Genomic DNA, 21,289 nt, shown 5'->3' with positions numbered 1-21,289 from the left:
TCTCCCTCATCCGATACTCCCCTCCAGACTCACGCCGAGCAGCTTCTGCGCCTCGACCGCGAACTCCATCGGCAACTGCTTGAACACCTCCTTGCAGAAGCCGGACACGATCAGCGACACCGCGTCCTCGGCCGAAATCCCGCGGCTCTGGCAGTAGAAGAGCTGGTCCTCACCGATGCGCGAGGTCGAGGCCTCGTGCTCGACGCGCGCCGTCGGGTTCTTCACCTCGATGTAGGGGAAGGTGTGCGCCGCGCAACGGTCGCCGAGCAGCAGCGAGTCGCACTGGGTGTAGTTGCGCGCCCCCGCCGCACTCTTCGCGACCTTCACGAGACCGCGGTAGGCGTTGCTGCCATGCCCCGCCGAGATGCCCTTGGAGAGGATCGTGCTCCGCGTGTTGCGCCCCAGGTGGATCATCTTCGTACCGGTGTCCGCCTGCTGCCAGTGATTCGTCAGCGCCACCGAATGGAACTCGCCCACCGAGTTGTCGCCGCGCAGGATTACGCTCGGATACTTCCACGTGATCGCCGAACCGGTCTCCACCTGGGTCCACGAAATCTTCGAGTTCGCCTCGCGGCAGTCGCCGCGCTTGGTGACGAAGTTGTAGATGCCGCCCTTGCCCTCCTTGTCGCCCGGATACCAGTTCTGCACCGTCGAATACTTGATCTCTGCGCCTTCGCGCGCGATCAGCTCGACGACCGCGGCATGCAGCTGGTTCTCGTCGCGCATCGGCGCCGTGCAGCCTTCGAGGTAACTCACGTAGGCGCCGCGGTCGGCGATGATCAAGGTGCGCTCGAACTGCCCGGTGTTCTTTGCGTTGATGCGGAAGTAGGTCGACAGCTCCATCGGACAACGCACCCCCGGCGGGATGTAGCAGAACGACCCGTCGGAAAACACCGCCGAATTGAGCGTTGCAAAGAAGTTGTCCGTGTAGGGCACGACCGAGCCGAGATATTCCTGCACGAGGTCCGGATGATCGCGCACGGCCTCGGAAAACGAGCAGAACACGATGCCTAGCGAGGCGAGCTTGTCCTTGAAGGTCGTCGCCACCGACACGCTGTCGAACACCGCATCCACTGCGACGCCGGCCAGCAGCTCGCGCTCCTGCAACGGCACGCCGAGCTTCTCGTAGGTACGCAGCAGTTCCGGATCGACCTCGGCGAGGCTCTTCGGTCCGTCCCCCTTTCCGCGCGGCGCCGAATAATAGACGATGTCCTGGTAGTCGATCGGCGGATGATGCACTGTCGCCCAGTGCGGCTCGCTCATCGTGAGCCAGTGGCGGAACGCCTTCAGCCGCCACTCGAGCATGAAGGCCGGCTCCTGCTTCTTTGCCGAGATCAGGCGGATCACGTCCTCGGACAGGCCGCGCGGCACGGCGTCGGCGTCCAGCGGCGTGTAGAAGCCGTGGCGGTATTCCTGGCTGATCAGCTCGTCGAGCTGCACGGAGCCCTTGCCCATTCCGCGATCCTCCATGTCCGAAACACATGGCCATCCTCGGTTGGTGGACCCGGTCACCGGCGTTTCGTTCCGGGTCATTCCCACGCGATTGGCATGGTCTCTGCAACCCATGAACAAATAGCTCGCAATCTATCGCCCCATCCAGTCTAATTACGAGCGCAGCACCGGGAATCCGGAACGAATATCTGGATGCAGGAGAACCATTGCGATGCCCGCCATTCCTCCGCTCGAGCCGCAACAGCTGAGCACCCGCTGTCCCCCCGAGCTCCTGGACTTCGAAACCACCGAGAACCTGCCCGAACCCGACGAGATCTTCGGCCAGGAGCGCGCCGTTGACGCCGTGCGTCTCGCGCTGGAGATCGACGCTCCCGGCTACAACCTCTTCGTTCTCGGCGAACCCGGCGGCGGGCGCCACGCCGCGGTGCGCCGCCTGCTGGAAGCCCATGCCGCCACCCGGCCCTCGCCCGGCGACTGGATCTACATCAACAACTTCGCCGAACCGAACTATCCCCACGCGCTGCAGCTGCCGCCCGGACGCGGCGCCCAGTTCCGCGACGACATGCAGCAATTCGTCTCCGAACTCGGCCAGGCCATCGCTGCCGGCTTCGACAGCGACGAATACCGCGCGCGCATCGAATCGATCCAGGACGAATTCAAGCAGCGCGAGGAAAGCGCCCTGCGCGCGCTCGGCGACGAGGCAAGCGACAAAGGCGTCGCCTTCCTGCGCACCCCGCAGGGTTTCGCCTTCGTGCCGATGAAGGGTGAAGAGAGCCTGGACCCGGAAGCCTTCAACGCGCTGCCCGAGGAAGAGCGCGAACGCATCGGCAAGCTCATCGAAGGCCTGCGCGAAAAGCTGCACAAGTTGCTGCAGCAGTTCCCGCGCCAGCGCCGCGAAATGCAGGCGCGGATCCGCGACGCCAGCCGCGAGACGCTGGAGCTCGCGGTCGGCCACCTCATCGAGGAACTGAAGGAGCGCCACGCGGACCTGCCCGCGATCCAGACCTTCCTCGACAAGGTGCTGCGCGACGTCGTCGAAGTCGGCCAGGAATTGCGCGAACAGGCGGCGAAGAGCGATTCGTCCGGCCCGTCCGAGGGCGGCATATCGGCACAGCGCTACCAGGTCAACCTGGTCGTCGATCAGGATGGACGGAAGACTGCACCGATCGTGTTCGAGGACCACCCGACCTTCCCCAACCTCGTCGGCCGCGTCGACCAGATCGCCCACATGGGCACCCTGGTTACCAATTTCACGCTGATCCGCGCCGGCGCCCTGCATCGCGCCAACGGCGGCTACCTGATCCTCGACGCCGAAAAAGTGCTGACCCAGGCCTACGCGTGGGAAGGCCTCAAGCGCTCGCTGAAGTCCGGCCAGGTGCGCATCGAGTCGCTCGCCCAGGTCTTCGGCTGGGTCGGCTCGCTTCCGCTCGAACCCGACCCCATCACGCTCTCCGTCAAGGTCGTCCTCGTCGGGCTGCGCCGCCACTACTACCTGCTGAAGGCCCTCGACCCGGAGTTCGACGAGCTCTTCAAGATCGGCGCCGATTTCGAGGACGTCGTCGAACGCACGCCCGACAACACCCGCCACTACCTGCGCAAGGCGGCTGCGCTCGCTCGCCAGCAGGGTCTGCTGCCGCTCGACCGCGACGCCGCCGGCCGCCTCGTCGAATACGCCTCGCGCCTCGCCGAAGACGCCGGCAAGCTGAGCACGCGCACACGCGAACTCGCCGACCTGCTGCGCGAATCCGACCACGTTGCACGCGCCGCCGGCCGACCTGCCATGCAGCGCCGCGACATCGAAGCCGCCCTGGCGGCCCGCATCGAACGCGCCGACCGCCTGCGCGACGCGGTGCACGACGCGGTCCTGCGCGACACCTTGCTGATCTCCACGACCGGCGCCGAAGTGGGCCAGATCAACGGCCTCGCGGTCATCGACCTCGGCGACTTCATGTTCGGCCGCCCCACGCGCATCACCGCGACGGCCCGCCTCGGAGATGGCGACGTCGTCGACATCGAGCGCAAGGCCGAGCTCGGCCGGGCCATCCACACCAAGGGCGTGATGATCCTGTCGGCCTGTCTCGCGTCGCGCTACGCGCAGAACCGGCCCCTGTCGCTGTCGGCCAGCCTCGTGTTCGAACAGTCCTACGGCCCGGTCGAAGGCGACAGCGCCTCGCTCGCCGAACTATGTGCGCTGCTCTCCGCATTGTCGGGCGTACCCATCCGCCAATCGCTCGCGATCACCGGCTCCATCAACCAGCACGGCAAAGTGCAGGCGATCGGCGGCGTGAACGAAAAGATCGAGGGCTTCTTCGATATCTGCAAGGCACGCGGACTCACCGGCGATCAGGGCGTCATCATCCCCGCATCCAACGTCAAGCACCTGATGCTGCGCGATGACGTCGTGCAGGCCGCCACCGAAGGACGCTTCCACGTCCATCCCGTCTCCACCGTCGACGAGGCGATCACCCTCCTCACCGGCATCACGGCCGGCGAAGCCGACGTCAAGGGCGCGTACCCCGAAGGGAGCGTGAACCAGCGCATCGAGGCCCGCATCACCGAACTCATCGCCCTGCGCAAGGAATTCGGCTCCGGCAAGCGCAGCGCGAAGGGCAACGGCAAGAGCACACGGATGCAGGAGCCCAATGGAGGTCTAAAGTAATAAGGCAAGAAGGAATCGGCCCGACAATGAACGACCGTTGGGGCGGAGCCCGTCGAAGCCCCGCGACTGCCCTGCGACGAGCTCCGGGCAAACGGGGGTGAATTGGACGCCGGCTTGATGATCGAAAGACCGGAGACGCACGATGGCACGCCCCGCCTCACCGATCACCCTGCAGCCCGGCGATGCGCTGATCATCGTCGACGTGCAGAACGATTTCCTCCCGGGCGGCAGCCTCGCCGTGCCTCGGGGCGATGAAGTGATCGCGCCGCTCAACGCCCTGATCGCACGCTGCACGCGGCTCCGACTGCCCGTCATCGCCACACGCGACTGGCACCCGCAGGACCACTGCTCATTCCATGCCCGCAGCGGTCCGTGGCCGCCACACTGCATCGCCGGCACCCCCGGCGCGGCCTTCGCGCCCGCGCTGGCCCTGCCGGAATCCGCCACCATCGTATCCAAGGCCGTCACGGCCGACGTCGACGCCTACTCGGGCTTCGGCGGCACCGATCTGCACGACCGCCTCCAGGCCGCCCGCGTGCGCCGCCTGTTCGTCGGCGGTCTCGCCACCGACTACTGCGTCCTCAACACCGTGCGCGACGGCCTCGCCAACGGCTACGCAGTGATCCTGCTCACCGACGCGATCCGCGCCGTCGACGTCACGCCCGGTGATGGCCAGCGCGCGATCGACGAAATGGCGCGGCTCGGCGCGCACCCGATCGCGTCCGTCGACATCAGGAATCCCGCATGAACCCGTCCGCGTCCGCGCTGCTCACCGACCTCTACCAGCTCACCATGCTGCAGGCCTATTTCGACGGCGGCATGACCCGGACCGCCTCGTTCGAGTTCTTTGTGCGGCGGCTGCCCGAACACCGCAACTTCCTCGTCGCGGCCGGCCTCGAGCAGGTCCTCGACTACCTAGAGACCCTGCGCTTCACCGACGAGGAACTCGCCTGGCTGGCCGACTGCGGGCGCTTCCACCGCCGCTTCATCGACTGGCTCGCAAGCCTGCGCTTCACCGGCGACGTCGAAGCGATGCCCGAAGGCACGGTGTTCTTCGCCGACGAGCCCATCCTGCGCGTTACCGCACCGCTGCCGCAGGCCCAGCTCGTCGAGACGCGCATCATCAACCTGCTGCAGTTCCAGACCATGGTCGCCTCCAAGGCCGCGCGCTGCACCCTCGCCGCGCAAGGCCGGCTGCTGGTCGACTTCGGCCTGCGCCGCGCCCACGGCGCCGAAGCCGGCCTCCTCTCCGCGCGCGCCAGCCACCTCGCCGGCTTCGACGGCACCGCGACGGTCGCAGCCGGCATGAGATGGGGCATCCCGCTGTACGGCACGATGGCCCACTCCTTCATCCAGGCCCACGACGACGAAGCCGCCGCCTTCGAGCATTTCGCCCGCTCGCAACCCGCGGCGAACACGATGCTCATCGACACCTACGACACCGAATCGGCCGCACGCAAGCTCGCGGATCTCGCCACCCGCCTCGCCCCCGACGGCATCGCGATCCAGGCCGTGCGCATCGACAGCGGCGACCTCGCCGAGCATGCGCGCCGCGTGCGCGCGATCCTCGACGGCGAAGGCCTACCCGGCGTGCGCATCTTCGTCAGCGGCAACCTCGACGAGTTCGCCGTTCGCGACCTGCTCGCCAGCGGCGCGCCGATCGACGGCTTCGGTGTCGGCACGCGAATGAACACGTCAGCGGACCAGCCCTGGCTCGATTGCGCCTACAAACTGCAGGAATATAACGGCCAGCCGCGCCGCAAGCGCTCCGAAGGCAAGGCGACGTGGCCCGGCCGCAAGCAGGTTTACCGCCATCGCGACGCCGACGGCCGTATCTCCGACGACCTGCTCACGACAACGGACGATGGCGCGGACGGCGAACCCCTGCTCGTCCCCGTGATGCGCGGCGGCCGGCGCCTCTCGCCTTCCCCGCCGCTTGCCGCGGTGCGTGCCCACGCCGCCGCCAATCTTGCGGCGCTGCCGCCGCGCCTGCGCCAGATCGGCCCCGCCGAGGCACCGCGGGTCACCGTCTCCCCTGCACTGCACGAGCTTGCAGAAACCGTAGACCGCCGAGTGGACGCCGGCGCCCCCGCGCCGCGCTGACACCGGCATGCGACAGGAGAACGCCGACATGAGCCTGAAACTCGGATCCAGCGCATTCGCGCACGGCAACGCGATGCCCGCGACCTACACCTGCGAGGGCCGCAACGTGTCGCCCCCACTCGCGTGGAGCGGAGTCCCTCCCGGCACGCAAAGCCTCGTGCTGATCGTCGACGACCCCGACGCCCCCGATCCCGCCGCGCCCAGGATGACCTGGGTGCATTGGGTGCTGTACAACATCCCCGCGACCGCCGAAGGCCTGCCCGAAGCCGTTACCGCGACGGCCCTGCCGCCCGGCACCCTCGAAGGCCTCAACGACTGGAAGCGCACCGGCTACGGCGGCCCCTGCCCGCCGATCGGGCGCCACCGCTACTTCCACAAGCTGTATGCGCTGGATACCGTCCTTCCCGACCTGGGACAACCGACCAAGGCACAACTGGAAACACAAATGCGCGGCCACGTGATCGCGCAGGCCGAACTCATTGGCACCTTCGCGCGTCACTAATGCATGAAGCCGTCCGCCCGCGCGGCCGGTCCCTGCAAACGAAGGAGGTGATTAGCATGAACCGAGGAAAGATCATCGCCATACTCCTGGCCCTTGCCGCCACCGTGCCGGCGACGACTGCGCTCGCGCAGGACTCCGCCCTGCACCAGGGCGAATTCGAGGGCGTGCCCTACCTCTCCGGCGGCGTGAGCCTTGAGGAACGCGAACAGCTGTTCTTCACGGCGGCCGACTACAACCTCAAGCTCGTCTTCGCGGAAAAAGGCGGTTCCTACCTGTCCGACACCGAAGTCGTCGTGACCCGGCGCGACGGGCGCAAGGTGCTCGAACTCATCGCGCAGGGGCCGTTCGTGTTCGCCCGCCTGCCCGCAGGCGATTACCGCGTCGCGGTCACCAACGCCGGGAAGCAGCAACTGCGCGACGCGAAACTCCCCGCCAAGGGGCAGCGGGAAGTCGCCTTCTACTGGTGAGGACGAACGCCCCCCGGCCGCCGAAAGTGCTCAGGAGGCGCGGCAGACCTCCTCGAGGACGCGGCGCACCCGCACCATCGCCTCCTGCAGCACCACCTCGATGCTGCTGAACTGGATCCCGGTCTCGCTCGCGCCGCGGCCGGCGGCGAAGTTGGCGACCACGTTGATCGCCGCGTAAGGCAGGTTCAGCTCGCGCGCCAGCGCCGCCTCGGGCATGCCGGTCATGCCCACGAGATCGGCCCCGTCGCGCTCCATGCGATTGATCTCCGCCGCCGTCTCGAGGCGCGGCCCCTGCGTCGCCGCATACACGCCGCCGTCGTACATCGCCTCGCCCACCGCGGCGGCCGCCGCGAGGATGCGCTGGCGCAGCGGCTCGTCGTAGGGATGCGTGAAGTCGATGTGATGCACCGCCGACTCGCCGCCCTCGAAGAACGTGCTCTTGCGGCCCCATGTGTAGTCGATGATCTGGTTCGGCACCACCATCGCAGCCGGCCCGAACTCGGCGCGGATGCCGCCCACCGACGCGACCGACACGATCGCCGACACCTTCGCCTGCTTCAGGGCCCAGATATTCGCACGGTAGTTCACCTGGTGCGGCGGGATCGTGTGGCCGTATCCGTGACGCGCCAGGAACACCACCGGCTTTTCCGCCAGCTTGCCGAAGGTCAACGCACCGGAGGGCTCGCCGTAGGGCGTGCGCGCCACCTCGCGCCGGGTGATTTCGAGGGTGGAAAGCTGGGTGAGTCCGGTCCCGCCGATGATCGCGAGCATGAAGCCTGTCTCCTTGAAAAACGGCGCCGATTCTAGCACGCGGCCGCAGCCCCCCCCCGGCCCGCACGGCGATGACGGCACAGCCGCTACCCGCACGACATCCGTCCGGCCACGAGCTCGCCCCCGACCGCGCGACGACCCATGCTGCGATGCCACACCGCGTGCTAAAATTAAAAACTTTTCAAAGACTTCCGGTCCCACATGTCCCGCGCCATCCGCAACATCGCCATCATCGCCCACGTCGACCACGGCAAGACGACCCTCGTCGACCAGCTCCTGCGCCAATCCGGCACCTTCCGCGAGAACCAGCAGGTTTCCGAGCGGGTGATGGACTCCAACGATCTCGAGAAGGAGCGCGGGATCACCATTCTCGCCAAGAACTGCGCGATCCAGTACGGTGACACCCACATCAACATCGTCGACACCCCGGGACACGCCGACTTCGGCGGCGAAGTCGAGCGCGTCCTGTCGATGGTCGACGGCGTGCTGCTGCTCGTTGACGCCGTCGAAGGCCCGATGCCGCAGACCCGCTTCGTCACGCGCAAGGCACTCGCCCTGGGCCTCAAGCCCATCGTCGTGATCAACAAGATCGACCGTCCGGGCAGCCGTCCGGACTGGGTCATCAACCACACCTTCGATCTCTTCGACAAGCTCGGCGCCACCGAAGAGCAGCTCGACTTCCCGGTCGTGTACGCCTCGGCGCTGAACGGCTTCGCGATGCTCGACCCCGCCACGCCGGGCACGGACATGAAGCCGCTGTACGAAGCGATCCTGGAACATGTTCCGCAGCCCGAAGTCGACGCCGACGGCCCCCTGCAGCTGCAGATCTGCTCGCTCGACTACTCGACCTACATCGGCCAGCTCGGCATCGGCCGTATCAAGCGCGGCCGCATCCGTCCGAACCAGGAAGTCGTCGTCATGTACGGCGACGAGAACCGCGGCAAGGCCAAGATCGGCCAGGTGCTGACCTTCAAGGGCCTCGAGCGCAGCCAGGCCGAATCGGCCGAAGCCGGCGACATCGTGCTGGTCTCCGGCATCGATCAGGTCAACATCGGCGTCACGATCTGTGACCCGGACAGCCTCGACGGCCTGAAGCCGATCGCCGTCGACGAACCGACGCTGACGATGAACTTCATGGTCAACTCCTCGCCCCTCGCCGGGCGCGAAGGCAAGTTCGTCACCAGCCGCCAGATCCGCGAGCGCCTGGAGAAGGAACTGCTCAAGAACGTCGCGCTGCGCGTGAACTACACCAACGACTCCGACGTCTTCGAGGTCTCCGGCCGCGGCGAACTGCACCTCACCATCCTGCTGGAGAACATGCGCCGCGAAGGCTTCGAGATGGCCGTCGGCCGTCCGCGCGTCGTGTTCCGCGAGATCGACGGCGTGAAGTGCGAGCCGTACGAAATGCTGACCGTCGACGTCGAGGAAGAGCATCAGGGCGGCGTCATGGAAGAGCTCGGCCGCCGCCGCGGCGAACTGCAGGACATGCAGTCCGACGGCAAGGGCCGCACCCGTCTCGAATACCGTATCCCCGCCCGCGGCCTGATCGGTTTCCAGGGCGAGTTCCTGACGCTGACGCGCGGTACCGGCCTCGCCAGCCACGTGTTCGACGACTACGGCCCGATGGCCGGTGCGATGGGCGAGCGCCGCAACGGCGTGCTGATCTCGCAGGACGATGGCCAGGCCGTCGCCTACGCGCTGTGGAAGCTGCAGGACCGCGGCCGCATGTTCGTCACGCACAACGACCCGGTGTACGAAGGCATGATCATCGGTATCCACTCGCGCGACAATGACCTCGTCGTGAACCCGATCAAGGGCAAGCAGCTCACCAACGTGCGCGCCTCCGGCACCGACGAAGCCGTTCGCCTCGTCCCCGCGATCCAGCTCACGCTGGAATCCGCGATCGAGTTCATCGCCGACGACGAACTGGTCGAGATCACGCCGAAGTCGATCCGCCTGCGCAAGCGCTACCTCACCGAGAACGAGCGCAAGCGCGCCGCGAAGGCGGAAGCGATGTAATCCGTCCTGCCCCGGCGGCTGCCGGGGTGGACGAAAAAAGGCGCTGCCGCGGCAGCGCCTTTTTTGTTTCAGGGAGCGGGGAAGCTCAGGCCCCCGCGCTCCCTCATCCGCGCTTACTTGCGCTCGGCGAGGTAGGCCGCGAAATCCGCACCGATCTCCGGATGGCGCAGGCCGAGCTCAACGGTCGCTTTCAGGTAGCCCAGCTTCGAGCCGCAGTCGTAGCGCACGCCCTGGAACTGGTAGGACAGCACCGCCTCTTCCTTCAACAGCGAGGCAATCGCGTCCGTGAGCTGCAGCTCGCCGCCCGCACCCGGCTTGATCGAGCGCAGGTGGTCGAAGATGTGCGGGGTGAGGATGTAACGGCCGACCACCGCCTGGGTCGTCGGCGCGTCCTCGGGCTTCGGCTTCTCGACGATGCCGGTCACGCGCTGGACGTTGCCCTGCTGGCTGTCGGTGCTGACGATACCGTACTGGCGCGTGTCCTCGCGCGGCACGTTCATCGTGCCCAGCACCGAACAGCGGTGGTAGTTATACACGCCCACCATCTGCTGCATGATCGGCTCGGCCCCGTGGTTATCCAGCAGGTCGTCCGCAAGGATCACGGCGAAAGCCTCGTCGCCGACCACCGGCGCCGCGCACAGCACCGCATGGCCGAGGCCGAGCGCCTCGGACTGGCGGATGTACACGCAGTTCACCCCCTTCGGCACCGTCTTCTTGACGATCTCCAGCAGCTCCTTCTTGCCGCGCGCCTCGAGTTCGGTTTCGAGCTCGTAGGCCTTGTCGAAGTGGTCCTCGATGGAGCGCTTGGTACGGCCGGTGATGAAGATCATGTCGGTGATGCCCGCCGCAACCGCTTCCTCGACCGCGTACTGGATCAGCGGTTTGTCCACGATCGGCAGCATTTCCTTCGGGCTGGCCTTGGTAGCCGGCAGGAAGCGCGTGCCCATGCCGGCGACCGGGAATACCGCCTTGGTGACCTTTTTCATTGGATGACTCTCCCTCGTTTCGTCTTTTGCATCAGCCCGGCGTCTGGTCCGTGCCATATCTTCAACCTTGTTCCAGCAGGTGCCGCAATCCGTCCTCGTCGAGGATCGCCACGCCCAGCTCTTCCGCCTTCGCGAGCTTGGATCCGGCTTCCGCACCCGCGACCACGTAATCCGTCTTCTTCGATACCGAGCCGCTGACCTTGCCGCCGTGCGCCTCGATCAGGGCCTTGGCCTCGTCGCGGCTCATCGTCGGCAGCGTGCCGGTCAGCACGAACACCTTGCCGCTCGCGCTGCCCGCGACCGGAGCCGCCGGCTCGCCCTCTTCCCACTTCACGCCCGCCGCACGCAACTGCTCGATCACCTCGCGGTTGTGCGCCTCGGCAAAGAAACCCGCGATGCTCTGCGCGACCACCGGCCCCACATCGGGCACCGCCAGCAGGCTCTCCGGCGTCGCATCCATCAGCGCGTCGAGCGAGCCGAAATGCCGCGCGAGATCCTTCGCCGTCGCCTCGCCGACATTGCGGATACCGAGCGCGAAGATGAAGCGCGCGAGCGTCGTATGCCGGCTCTTCTCGATCGCCGCAAGCAGGTTGGCCGCCGACTTCTCGGCCATGCGCTGCAGGTTCGCCAAGGCCAGCACGCCCAGCTTGTACAGGTCGGCCGGCGTCTTGACGATGCCCGCCTCGACGAGCTGGTCGACCAGCTTGTCGCCCAGCCCCTCGATGTCCATCGCGCGCCGCCCGGCGAAATGCAGCAGGGCCTGCTTGCGCTGCGCGGGACAGAACAGCCCGCCCGTGCAGCGCGCCACCACCTCGTCCTCGGCCTTCTCGACGTGCGACGCGCACACCGGGCAGCGCGTCGGCATCACAAAAGGCCGCTCGCTGCCGCTACGCCGCTCGACCACCGGCCCGACGACCTCCGGTATAACGTCGCCGGCCCGCCGCACGATGACGTGATCGCCGATCAGCACGCCCTTGCGCAGGATTTCCTCTTCGTTGTGCAGGGTCGCGTTGGTCACCGTGACCCCGCCGACGAACACCGGCTTGAGCCGCGCGACCGGCGTCAGCGCGCCGGTACGGCCGACCTGCACCTCGATGCCGAGGAGCTCGGTGATCTCTTCCTGCGCCGGGTACTTGTGCGCGACCGCCCAGCGCGGCTCGCGCGTGACGAAACCGAGCTCGCGCTGCAGTTCGAAGCGGTTGACCTTGTACACGACCCCGTCGATGTCGTAAGGCAGGCTGTCGCGCAGGGCCGCGATGCGGTCGTGGAATTCGCACAGCCCCTCGACGCCTGCGGCGACGACGCGGTGCTCGCACACCGGCACGCCGAACGCCGCGAAAGCATCGAGCAGCTGTGCCTGCGTGGGCGGCAGCGGCCAGTCGCCCGTCTCGCCGAGACCGTAGGCGTAAAAGGACAAGGGGCGCTTCGCGGCGATGCGCGGGTCAAGCTGACGCACGGCGCCGGCCGCGGTATTGCGCGGATTGATGAACAGCTTGTCGCCGGCCTGTTCCTGACGCGCATTCAACCGTTCGAAATCGTCGCGGCGCATGTAGATCTCGCCCCGCACCTCCAGCAACGCGGGCGGCGTGCCCGATAGGCGCAAGGGAATCTGGCGGATCGTGCGCACATTGTGCGTCACGTCCTCGCCCGTCTCGCCGTCGCCGCGCGTCGCCGCACGCACCAGAACGCCCTGTTCATAGCGCAGGCTGATCGCCAGCCCGTCGAACTTCAGTTCGCCGAGGTACTCCACCGGCCCGTCGGCAGGACCGAGTCCCAGCGCGTTGCGCACACGGGAGTCGAAGGCGATCACGCCGCCGTTCGTGGTATCGGTTTCGGTGCGGATCGACAGCATCGGCACCGCATGCCGCACCGGCGCGAGCTCCGGCATCGGTGCGCCCCCGACCCGCTGCGTCGGCGAATCGGGCGTGGCCAGTTCGGGAAACTCGCGCTCGAGCGCTTCGAGTTCGCGGAACAGGCGATCGTATTCCGCGTCCGGAACGGTCGGCGCGTCGAGGACGTAGTACGCGTAATTGTGGGCTTCGAGTTCGCGCCGCAACTGCGCGGCGCGCTCGAAGGCCTGGGCCGAAGCGATCATCAGGCCGAGAACAGGCGCTGCGCCAGCGGGCCGCCCGCCGGCACGTCCCCGCTCGCCATCTGTGCCTGGAAATGCTGGATCTGGCCGCGGATCAGCGTCGCCGCCTCGGCACCGAACGGGGCACGATTGTCGTCCACGACGGTCCCCTGCAGGGCGTCGGCCATCTGCATGGCCTGGCGCATCATGCGCTCGAACGCGAACACGCCGTTCGGCACGCGCGGGACGTCGATCACCAGCGTGAGGCCGTTGGTGGCAAGGTCGCGCATCTCTTCGGCTGCAAACAGCACCGGCTCCATGTTGCTCAGCGTGTACAGGGTATTGCCCTCCTCGTCACGCGCATGGAAGGAGCCGTCCGGACCCAGCGTCATGCCGTGCGACTCCGCCAGCGCCCGGATCTTGGTGCCGACGAAGGGCTGCCCGTTGCTCACCACGTTGATGCCGATCTGCACATCCACGTTGGCGCAGAACTTGTCCAGCTCGGCTGCATTGCGCAGCGCCTCGCCACGCGCCGGCAGGTCGGCCGGCACCGCCAGGAACTGTTCGGCCACGCGCTGCATGCCGCCGGAGAAATGCAGGAAATCGTTTTCGCTGATCGGCCCGCTGCGGTCGACCGTCTGCATTGCCGCGCAGAACCAATGGAAGGCTCCTGCCGTATGCGCGTCGAGCGATCGCCACAGATTCGCCGCATCATCGAAGGCGAACCAGCGCACGGGCTTGGAGATGCCCATCAGCTGCTCGCTCTGTGCGGCCCACAGGCGCGGCGCGTCCAAGGGCTCGATCGCCTCGATGCGGATCACGCAGTCGATGCGCTGATCGACCGCATCCGGAACGCCCGGCGTCACCTTGCGCACAGCGGGGTCGCGCACGGCCGCAGCCGCACGGCGGGTCTCCGGTTCCGCCTCGCCCATTGAGGGCTCCAGGCGCTCGGCGGGAACCTCGTCCGCGGCGCCGTCGCCGGGCTCCAGCAGCACGTCGCGATGATCCGACCGGAAGGCCTGCTCGGCCTCGCGTCGATGCTTGCGTTCCTGCCACTTGTTGTACGCGACGATCCCGACGACCGAAGCCACCCCCAGCGCCGCCAACCCGATCTGCAATTCGTTATCCATCTTCCTTCCCGTTGTCGGTCCCGCCGCTGCGCGCGCCGGACCTCGCAATTCCCTGGGCTTCGCAATGAAACCTTGCCGCCGCGTCCCCGTTGCGGGCCCCGGCGGTACTCATCTTCAGGCTGCTGCCGGCTCCGCCAGGCGCAGCGCCTCTTCCATATCCACTTCCACCACGCGCGAGACACCTTGTTCCTGCATCGTCACGCCCACGAGCTGCTGCGCGATCTCCATCGTGATCTTGCTGTGGCTGATGAAGACGAACTGCGTCTGCGATGACATGCGCTTCACCATCTGGCAATAGCGCTCGGTATTCGTATCGTCCAGCGGCGCATCGACCTCGTCAAGCATGCAGAAGGGCGCGGGATTCAACTGGAACATCGAGAACACCAGCGCGATCGCCGTCAGCGCCTTCTCGCCACCCGAAAGCAAGTGGATCGAGCTGTTCTTCTTCCCGGGCGGCTGCGCGACGATCTGGATGCCCGCATCGAGGATCTCGTCACCGGTAAGCACCAGCCGCGCCTGTCCGCCGCCAAAGAGCTGCGGGAACAGCGTGCCGAAATGCTGCGTCACGGTATTGTAGGTGTCCTGAAGCTGTTCGCGCGTCTCGCGGTCGATGCGCCGGATCGCGTCCTCCAGCGTTCCGATCGCCTGCATCAGGTCATCGAACTGCGCGTCGAGATACCCCTTGCGCTCCTGCGCGCTGCGCAGCTCGTCCAGCGCCGCGAGGTTCACCTGGCCCAGCTCCGCGATCTCGCGCGCAAGCCGTCCGACTTCGCGCACCAGCGAGCCCTCGCGCAGATCCGGCACGAGCAGCGGCTGCAGCGCCGCCTCGTCGGCCTGGGCCTCCACGAGCCGCTCGTCGAACTGCGCCGCCGCGAGCTCCGCCGCCTGCACGGCGAGGCGCAGTTCGGCCACCCGTCCGCGCGCCGGCGCCGCCTCCTGCTCGGTGCGCAGGCGCAGCTCCTCGGTCTGCTTCAGCCGCATCGCCGCCATCTCCAGCGCATCGCGGCGCGCCGCCAGCGCCGCCTCGCGCCGCGCCCGCAGATCGAGCGCCTCCTGCAGCGCATCGCGGCTGCGGCCGCTGTCGGTCGCCTCGAGCTCGTGTCGGCGTGCCTCGACCTCCACGGCGATCCGTCCGAGCTGCTCGCCGGCCAGTTGCAGGTTGCGCGCGATATCCTCGAGCTTGCCCGCGCACTCGCGCTCGGAGAAGCGCGCCTCCTGCAGTTCGCGTGCAAGCGCCTGCTCGAGTGAGCGTGTTTCGCGCAGTACGTTGTCGCGCTCGGTCAGCACCTCCAGCGCGCCGTCCAGGCGCTCGCGCTGCAGCTCGGCCAACTCCTCTGCGCGTGCCTGCTCCATCTCCGCCCGCGCGAGGTGCTCGCGCTCGGTGGATTCGAGATGGACGATGTCATCGAGGTCGCGCGCGAGCTGCGCACGGCGCTCCTCGGCGCGCTGCCGTGCCTGCGTGAGCTTGAGGAGCTCGACCTGTTCGGCATGCACCTGCTGCTGCGCCGCCTGCAGCTCGCGCCGCAAGGCGTTACCGCGTTCCTGCAGCTCGGCGGCGACACCCTCTGCCGCGATCAACGCGTCATGGGCAATATGGGCCTCCGTCTCGAGCGCCAACTGCTGCTCCGCAAGGCCGTCGATCTCGCGCTGGCGCTCCATGACGCCGTGCGTGCGGCTGTCCGGCGCGTAATGCACCAGTGCATGCCGCGTGAGGATCTGGCCGTGCGGCCCGATCAGGCACTGGTCGGCGGCGAGTTCTCCGCGCCGTTCGACCCAGGACTCCAGCCCATCGGTGGCAACGCAACCGCGCAGCCAGTCGGCAACGACCGGCCGAAGCCCCGCGTCGACAAAGGAGATCTTGTCCATCAGCGCAAAGGTTCCGGGCAGCGGCGCCGGCTCGCCGGCCACCTCCACCCCGTCGCCGAAGGCCAGCGCGAAGGATCCCGGCGGCACATCGTCGAACATCGCGCGCGCCGCGTCGCTCACGTCGCCGGTCAGCGCGGCAAGCCGCTCGCGCAGCACGGCCTCGACCGCCATCTCCCAGCCCGGCTCGACCCGCAGGTCGCGCCACAGTGGCGGCAGCTCGGTCAGCTTGTGGCGCTTCAGCCAGTCACCGAGCTGGCCCTGGGACTGCATCTTGGCCTGCAACTGCACGAGCGCGTCACGCCGGGCGCGCAACTCGGTGAGGCGCCGCTGCACCTGCCGTTCATGCTCCAGCGCGGCCTTCAGCGCGGCCTGTGCCTCGGGCAGCCGCATCTGCACGGCGCCGAGCTCTTCCTGCTGGCGTTCCAGTTCCTCGCGCAGGGCTTCGAGACGCGCCTCCTGCTGCGCGACGACGGCTTCGTCCGGTCCTTCGATGCCGCCCGATTCCCCCGCGAGGCGCCCGCGGCGCTGGTTCAGCGCATCGAGCGCCCGCACGGCGCTCGCGCGCTTGGCCTCCTCGACGCGCAACTGCTGCTCGGTCTGCGCAAGTTCGCGCCGCGCCGCCGCGACGGTCGTGTCGGCAGCCTGGCGTGCGGCCTCGGCCTCGGGCAGGCGCTCGGCGATCTCGGTATGACGCGCCTCGGCCTGCTCGGCACGCATCGCCGCGTTGTCGATCAGCCCGGTCCAGCGCTCGCGCTCTGCCCCCAGCGCCGCCTGGCGCTCCTGCCAGTGCGCTTCGTCGGTCGCGAGCTGCGCAAGGCGTGCCTCGAGCCGCTTGCGCGCATCGTCGAGGTGGCGCAGTTCAGCCTCCAGCCGCGTCACCTCCGCCGACACTGCAAAGAGGTCCGACTGAGCCGCATGGGTGGCTTCCGACGCCTCGAAGTGCCCCGCGCGAGCCTCCTCGACGGCGTTCTCGAGTTCCTGCAAACGGGCGCTGTCCGCCTCCATCTTCGACGACAGCTGGTTGAGCTCGCCCTCGACTCGCGCCTGCTCGGCGCGCGCCTCGTTGCGCTTGAGCAGCCACAGCAGTTGCTGGCGCTGCGTGTGCGCGGCGCTCAGGTCGCGGTAGCGCGCGGCGATCTCCGCCTGCACTTCCAGATGGCCGATACGCTCGCCCAGCTCCATGCGGATATCATCGAGGCGAGCGAGGTTGTCGCGTGCGTCGGACAGACGTCCTTCGGTCTCGCGACGACGCTCACGGTATTTCGTGACCCCCGCGGCCTCCTCGAGGAAGCCGCGCACCTCCTCGGGACGTGCCTCGATGATGCGCGAGATCATGCCCTGTTCGATGATCGCGTAGGCGCGCGGACCGAGGCCGGTGCCAAGGAAGAGGTCGATGACGTCCTTGCGCCGCACCTGGACGTTGTTGAGGAAGTAGGTCGACTCGCCGCTACGGTCGAGCACGCGCTTGACGGAGATTTCCGCATAGCGCGACCACTGCCCCGCCGCGCGGCCCTCGGCGTTGTCGAACACCAATTCGACGCTCGCGCGCGACACGGGCTTGCGTGTCGTCGAGCCGTTGAAGATCACGTCCTGCATCGACTCGCCGCGCAGCGCGCTGGCGCGCGTCTCGCCCAGCACCCAGCGCACCGCATCGATGATGTTCGACTTGCCGCAGCCGTTCGGCCCCACGACGCCGACGAGATTGCCGGGGGTGAGCACCGTGGTGGGATCGACAAAAGTCTTGAAACCGGCGAGTTTGAGCTTGGAGAGACGCACTTCGGAACGGAGCCGGATCGAATCGGGACAGGAGTTGTGGCGGGAACGGGCCGGCCGGGGGCGGCGAAAGCGCGTCATGATACCATCGCGCGCTCGATGCCCTTGCGTTCAAGCACAGGCGCATGCCCTCCGAAACAAGCCGAAACAGTCCGCCGTGAATCCGAACCTCGACCGCCTCCAGCCCTACCCCTTCGAAAAACTGCGCGCGCTGTTCGACGGCGTCGTTCCCCCGGCCGACCTGAAATCGATCCGCCTGTCGATCGGCGAACCGCAGCACCCGACGCCGCCCTTCATCATGCAGGCGCTCACCGACAACCTGCAGGGGCTCGCGAACTACCCCGCGACGATCGGCGGAGACCCGCTGCGCGTGGCGATCGCCGGCTGGCTGGAGCGCCGCTTCGGCCTGCCCAAGGTCGATCCGGCGACCCAGGTGCTGCCGGTCAACGGCTCGCGCGAGGCGCTGTTCGCCTTTGCCCAGGCGGTGATCGACGGCAGCCGCCCCGGCGCCAAGGTACTGAGCCCGAACCCCTTCTACCAGATCTACGAAGGCGCGGCCCTGCTCGCGGGTGCCGAGCCGGTGTTCCTCAACAACCTGCCGGAAAACGGCTTCGGCTCGGATTTCGACGGCATTCCCGAAGCGCTCTGGCGCGACATCCAGCTCGTGTTCGTGTGCTCGCCGGGCAATCCGACCGGGCGCATGCTCTCGCAGGCCGAATGGGCGCGCCTCTTCGAGCTCTCGGACCGCTACGGTTTCGTGATCGCGGCCGACGAGTGCTATTCGGAGATCTACTTCGACGACGACGCGCCGCCGGTCGGCGCGCTGCAGGCCGCGCACGCGCTCGGCCGCACGGACTTCCGCAACCTCGTGATGTTCTCGAGCCTATCGAAGCGCTCCAACGTGCCGGGCATGCGCTCGGGCTTCGTCGCGGGCGATGCGAAGGTGCTGAAGGGCTTCCTGCGCTACCGCACCTATCACGGCTGCGCGATGAGCCTGCCCATCCAGGCCGCCTCGGTCGCCGCTTGGAACGACGAGGCGCACGTGATCGAAAATCGCCGCCTGTACCGCGAGAAGTTCGACCGCGCGATGCCCATCATCGCCAGGCACCTCAAGGTGCAGAAGCCCGACGCCGGATTCTACCTGTGGGCGCAGACGCCCATCCCCGACACCGAGTTCGCCCGCCGCCTGCAGGCTGCATATAATGTGACGGTTCTGCCGGGCAGCTTCCTCGCCCGGGAATCGAACGGCGTCAATCCGGGCGCCGGGTTCGTGCGCATCGCCCTCGTGGCCGAAACGGCCGAATGTGTCGAGGCTGCGGAGCGCATCGCCGCCTTCTGCCAAACTCTTTGAAATACAAACGGAAATCCCCCATGCAAGACCTGCAAAAAGTCATCGACGAAGCCTTCGAGAACCGCGCCAGCCTCTCGCCCTCCTCGGCCCCCGCCACCGTCCGCGACGCCGTTGCCACCGTCATCGACGGGCTGGACAGCGGCAAGCTGCGCGTCGCCGAGAAGATCGACGGCAACTGGACCGTCAACCAGTGGATCAAGAAGGCCGTACTGATCTCCTTCCGCCTGCGCGACAACGAGCTGCAGTCGGCCGGCGCGCTGAATTTCTTCGATAAGGTCCCGACCAAGTTCGGCGACTACACCCCCGAGCAGTTCCGCGAAGGCGGCTTCCGCGTCGTGCCGCCCGCCGTCGCGCGCAAGGGCAGCTACATCGGCAAGAACGTGGTGCTGATGCCTTCCTACGTGAACATCGGCGCCTACGTGGATGAAGGCACGATGGTCGATACCTGGGCCACCGTCGGCTCCTGCGCCCAGATCGGCAAGAACGTGCACCTGTCGGGCGGCGTCGGCATCGGCGGCGTGCTCGAACCGGTGCAGGCCGGCCCCGTCATCATCGAGGACAACGTTTTCGTCGGCGCGCGTTCGGAAGTCGTCGAAGGCGTGATCATCGAGGAAAACGCCGTGCTGTCGATGGGCGTGTACATCGGCCAGAGCACCAAGATCTACGACCGCCAGACCGGCGAGGTCACCTACGGCCGCGTGCCGTCCGGCGCCGTCGTCGTGCCGGGCAGCCTGCCCTCGGCCGACGGCAAGTACAGCCTGTACTGCGCCGTGATCGTCAAGCGCGTCGACGCCCAGACCCGCGCCAAGACCGGCATCAACGAACTGCTGCGCGGCGCCTGATCGCGCTTTCCGGGGCGGCCGTGCGAGGCCGCCCCGACACCGAAGTCCGCCCAACCTTGCCCAGGAGAATCTCCGGATGATTTTCGACAAGCTGTTCCAACTGATGGCGGAAAAGCTCGCTTCGGACATCTTCATCTCGGCCGGAGCCCCGATCCACATCAAGATCCAGGGCATCACGATGCCGATCAACCAGCAGGTCATGGACCCCTCCATGATCAAGCGGATGATCTACGAGATGATGACCCCGGAGCAGATCGAGACCTTCGAGCGCGAGAAGGAGCTCAACCTCTCCTTTGGGCGGCGCGACTTCGGCAACTTCCGGGTCAACGTATTCTGGCAGCGCCACAGCATCGGCATCGTGGTGCGCTACATCCAGGGCGAGATCCCCTCGCTGGAGTCACTGGGCCTTCCGCCCGTGCTGTCCGAGGTCGTCACCGAGAAGCGCGGCCTGATCCTCGTCGTCGGCGCGACCGGCTCTGGCAAATCGACCACGCTCGCGTCGATGATCGACCACCGCAACCGCAACCGCTCGGGCCACATCCTCACGGTCGAGGATCCGATCGAGTACCTCTTCAAGCACCGAAAGTCGATCGTCAACCAGCGCGAAGTCGGCATCGACACCCTCGGCTGGCACGAGGCGCTACGCAACGCCATGCGCCAGGCGCCCGACTGCATCCTGATCGGCGAGATCCGCGACCGCGAAACCATGCAGGCGGCGCTCGCGTACTCGCAGACCGGCCACCTGTGCCTGGCGACACTGCACGCGAACAACGCCTACCATGCGCTGAACCGCATCGTTAACTTCTTCCCGCTCGAAAACCGCTCGCTGCTGTACCTCGACCTCGCGGTCGCGCTGAAGTGCATCATCTCCCAGCGTCTCGTGCGCAAGCCCGACGGCATGCGCATTCCGGCGGTCGAAATCCTCATGAACACGCGCCACGTCGCAGAACTGGTGGAGCGTGGCGAGCTCAACGAGGTCAAGGAAGCGATGCAGCAGAGCCTCGCGCCGGGGTCGCAGACCTTCGAACAGGACCTGCACCGGCTCTACCGCGACGGCATCATCAGCTTCGAGGAGGCGCTCGCGAACGCCGACTCCCCGACCAACCTCGCATGGCTGATCAACAACGCACAGATCAATGCCGCGCCGGCTGCGGACGGCGCCGAAGCGCCGCCTTCGGTCGACTTCGAACCGCAGAACAAGAATGCCGACGGCGCCTCGTTCAGCGAATTCGCGCTGCACCTGGACGACGGTCCGGCACACTGAGCGCCCCTGGCGCCCCCAACCCCGAACCCGGGG

At 67.4% G+C, this 21,289-nt stretch carries 15 protein-coding genes; 9 read left to right on the top strand and 6 right to left on the bottom strand.

Going from position 1 to position 21,289, the window contains the following annotated elements:
• Positions 1-6: 6 nt before the first annotated feature.
• Positions 7-1,455, bottom strand: coding sequence for a Fe-S cluster assembly protein SufB (sufB, locus tag GO615_RS22865; protein ID WP_169132189.1), 1,449 nt, complete (start codon positions 1,453-1,455; stop codon positions 7-9).
• Between the two features lie 208 nt (positions 1,456-1,663).
• Here sufB and GO615_RS22860 point away from each other — a divergent pair, with 208 nt between their 5' ends.
• The 5 genes from GO615_RS22860 (at position 1,664) to GO615_RS22840 (ending at position 7,183) form a co-directional block, all read left to right on the top strand.
• Positions 1,664-4,111: a Lon protease family protein gene (locus tag GO615_RS22860; protein ID WP_169132188.1), complete on the top strand. Its 2,448-nt coding sequence runs from the start codon at positions 1,664-1,666 to the stop codon at positions 4,109-4,111.
• Positions 4,112-4,253: 142 nt separating this feature from the next.
• On the top strand, positions 4,254-4,859 hold the full coding sequence (locus GO615_RS22855) for an isochorismatase family protein (RefSeq protein WP_169132187.1): 606 nt from the start codon (positions 4,254-4,256) through the stop codon (positions 4,857-4,859).
• Positions 4,856-6,214 carry a nicotinate phosphoribosyltransferase gene (locus tag GO615_RS22850; protein ID WP_169132186.1) on the top strand — a complete coding sequence of 453 codons (1,359 nt, stop codon included), beginning with the start codon at positions 4,856-4,858 and terminating at the stop codon, positions 6,212-6,214. The genes GO615_RS22855 and GO615_RS22850 overlap by 4 nt, the downstream gene beginning before the upstream one ends.
• Before the next feature lie 28 nt (positions 6,215-6,242).
• The gene (locus GO615_RS22845) at positions 6,243-6,716 is read left to right on the top strand and encodes a YbhB/YbcL family Raf kinase inhibitor-like protein (RefSeq protein ID WP_169132185.1); all 474 of its coding nucleotides are present in this window, start codon (positions 6,243-6,245) and stop codon (positions 6,714-6,716) included.
• Between the two features lie 56 nt (positions 6,717-6,772).
• Positions 6,773-7,183 carry a carboxypeptidase regulatory-like domain-containing protein gene (locus tag GO615_RS22840; protein WP_169132184.1) on the top strand — a complete coding sequence of 137 codons (411 nt, stop codon included), beginning with the start codon at positions 6,773-6,775 and terminating at the stop codon, positions 7,181-7,183.
• A 30-nt stretch (positions 7,184-7,213) separates the two neighbouring features.
• Here the strand turns inward: GO615_RS22840 and GO615_RS22835 are convergent, their stop codons facing one another.
• Positions 7,214-7,954 carry an S-methyl-5'-thioinosine phosphorylase gene (locus GO615_RS22835; RefSeq protein ID WP_169132183.1) on the bottom strand — a complete coding sequence of 247 codons (741 nt, stop codon included), beginning with the start codon at positions 7,952-7,954 and terminating at the stop codon, positions 7,214-7,216.
• A 201-nt stretch (positions 7,955-8,155) separates the two neighbouring features.
• Here GO615_RS22835 and typA point away from each other — a divergent pair, with 201 nt between their 5' ends.
• Positions 8,156-9,973 carry a translational GTPase TypA gene (gene typA, locus GO615_RS22830; RefSeq protein ID WP_169132182.1) on the top strand — a complete coding sequence of 606 codons (1,818 nt, stop codon included), beginning with the start codon at positions 8,156-8,158 and terminating at the stop codon, positions 9,971-9,973.
• A 113-nt stretch (positions 9,974-10,086) separates the two neighbouring features.
• Here typA and galU read toward each other — a convergent pair whose 3' ends face one another.
• From galU to smc, 4 genes are all read right to left on the bottom strand, one after another.
• Complete coding sequence (gene galU, locus GO615_RS22825; RefSeq protein WP_169132181.1) at positions 10,087-10,959, bottom strand: UTP--glucose-1-phosphate uridylyltransferase GalU; 873 nt, start codon at positions 10,957-10,959, stop codon at positions 10,087-10,089.
• Between the two features lie 61 nt (positions 10,960-11,020).
• Positions 11,021-13,054 carry an NAD-dependent DNA ligase LigA gene (ligA, locus tag GO615_RS22820; protein ID WP_169132180.1) on the bottom strand — a complete coding sequence of 678 codons (2,034 nt, stop codon included), beginning with the start codon at positions 13,052-13,054 and terminating at the stop codon, positions 11,021-11,023.
• A complete protein-coding gene (locus GO615_RS22815) occupies positions 13,054-14,160 on the bottom strand; it encodes a cell division protein ZipA (protein ID WP_169132179.1) in 1,107 nt (368 codons plus the stop codon). Before GO615_RS22815 ends, ligA begins: the two co-directional genes overlap by 1 nt.
• A 114-nt stretch (positions 14,161-14,274) precedes the next feature.
• Positions 14,275-17,802, bottom strand: a complete 3,528-nt coding sequence (smc, locus tag GO615_RS22810; protein ID WP_169132197.1) for a chromosome segregation protein SMC — start codon at positions 17,800-17,802, stop codon at positions 14,275-14,277.
• 154 nt (positions 17,803-17,956) lie between these two features.
• Between smc and dapC the strand changes: the two genes are divergently transcribed.
• The 3 genes from dapC to GO615_RS22795 all read left to right on the top strand — a co-directional run bounded on the left by dapC (position 17,957) and on the right by GO615_RS22795 (position 21,256).
• Entirely contained in the window at positions 17,957-19,150 is a 1,194-nt protein-coding gene (gene dapC, locus GO615_RS22805; protein WP_169132178.1) for a succinyldiaminopimelate transaminase, read from the top strand.
• 20 nt (positions 19,151-19,170) lie between these two features.
• Complete coding sequence (gene dapD / locus GO615_RS22800) at positions 19,171-19,992, top strand: 2,3,4,5-tetrahydropyridine-2,6-dicarboxylate N-succinyltransferase (protein WP_169132177.1); 822 nt, start codon at positions 19,171-19,173, stop codon at positions 19,990-19,992.
• Between the two features lie 76 nt (positions 19,993-20,068).
• Positions 20,069-21,256: a PilT/PilU family type 4a pilus ATPase gene (locus tag GO615_RS22795; RefSeq protein ID WP_169132176.1), complete on the top strand. Its 1,188-nt coding sequence runs from the start codon at positions 20,069-20,071 to the stop codon at positions 21,254-21,256.
• Positions 21,257-21,289 lie beyond the last annotated feature (33 nt).

Source organism: Aromatoleum evansii (assembly GCF_012910805.1).
Lineage (GTDB): Bacteria > Pseudomonadota > Gammaproteobacteria > Burkholderiales > Rhodocyclaceae > Aromatoleum > Aromatoleum evansii.
Note: the sequence above shows the minus strand (reverse complement) of the source record. Positions and strands in the feature narration are given on the sequence as shown.

Bases quoted from the DNA above. Each gene is read 5' to 3' on its own strand.
- sufB (WP_169132189.1), bottom strand. From the start codon at position 1,455: ATGGGCAAGGGCTCCGTGCAGCTCGACGAGCTGATCAGCCAGGAATAC.
- GO615_RS22860 (WP_169132188.1), top strand. From the start codon at position 1,664: ATGCCCGCCATTCCTCCGCTCGAGCCGCAACAGCTGAGCACCCGCTGT.
- GO615_RS22855 (WP_169132187.1), top strand. From the start codon at position 4,254: ATGGCACGCCCCGCCTCACCGATCACCCTGCAGCCCGGCGATGCGCTG.
- GO615_RS22850 (WP_169132186.1), top strand. From the start codon at position 4,856: ATGAACCCGTCCGCGTCCGCGCTGCTCACCGACCTCTACCAGCTCACC.
- GO615_RS22845 (WP_169132185.1), top strand. From the start codon at position 6,243: ATGAGCCTGAAACTCGGATCCAGCGCATTCGCGCACGGCAACGCGATG.
- GO615_RS22840 (WP_169132184.1), top strand. From the start codon at position 6,773: ATGAACCGAGGAAAGATCATCGCCATACTCCTGGCCCTTGCCGCCACC.
- GO615_RS22835 (WP_169132183.1), bottom strand. From the start codon at position 7,954: ATGCTCGCGATCATCGGCGGGACCGGACTCACCCAGCTTTCCACCCTC.
- typA (WP_169132182.1), top strand. From the start codon at position 8,156: ATGTCCCGCGCCATCCGCAACATCGCCATCATCGCCCACGTCGACCAC.
- galU (WP_169132181.1), bottom strand. From the start codon at position 10,959: ATGAAAAAGGTCACCAAGGCGGTATTCCCGGTCGCCGGCATGGGCACG.
- ligA (WP_169132180.1), bottom strand. From the start codon at position 13,054: ATGATCGCTTCGGCCCAGGCCTTCGAGCGCGCCGCGCAGTTGCGGCGC.
- GO615_RS22815 (WP_169132179.1), bottom strand. From the start codon at position 14,160: ATGGATAACGAATTGCAGATCGGGTTGGCGGCGCTGGGGGTGGCTTCG.
- dapD (WP_169132177.1), top strand. From the start codon at position 19,171: ATGCAAGACCTGCAAAAAGTCATCGACGAAGCCTTCGAGAACCGCGCC.
- GO615_RS22795 (WP_169132176.1), top strand. From the start codon at position 20,069: ATGATTTTCGACAAGCTGTTCCAACTGATGGCGGAAAAGCTCGCTTCG.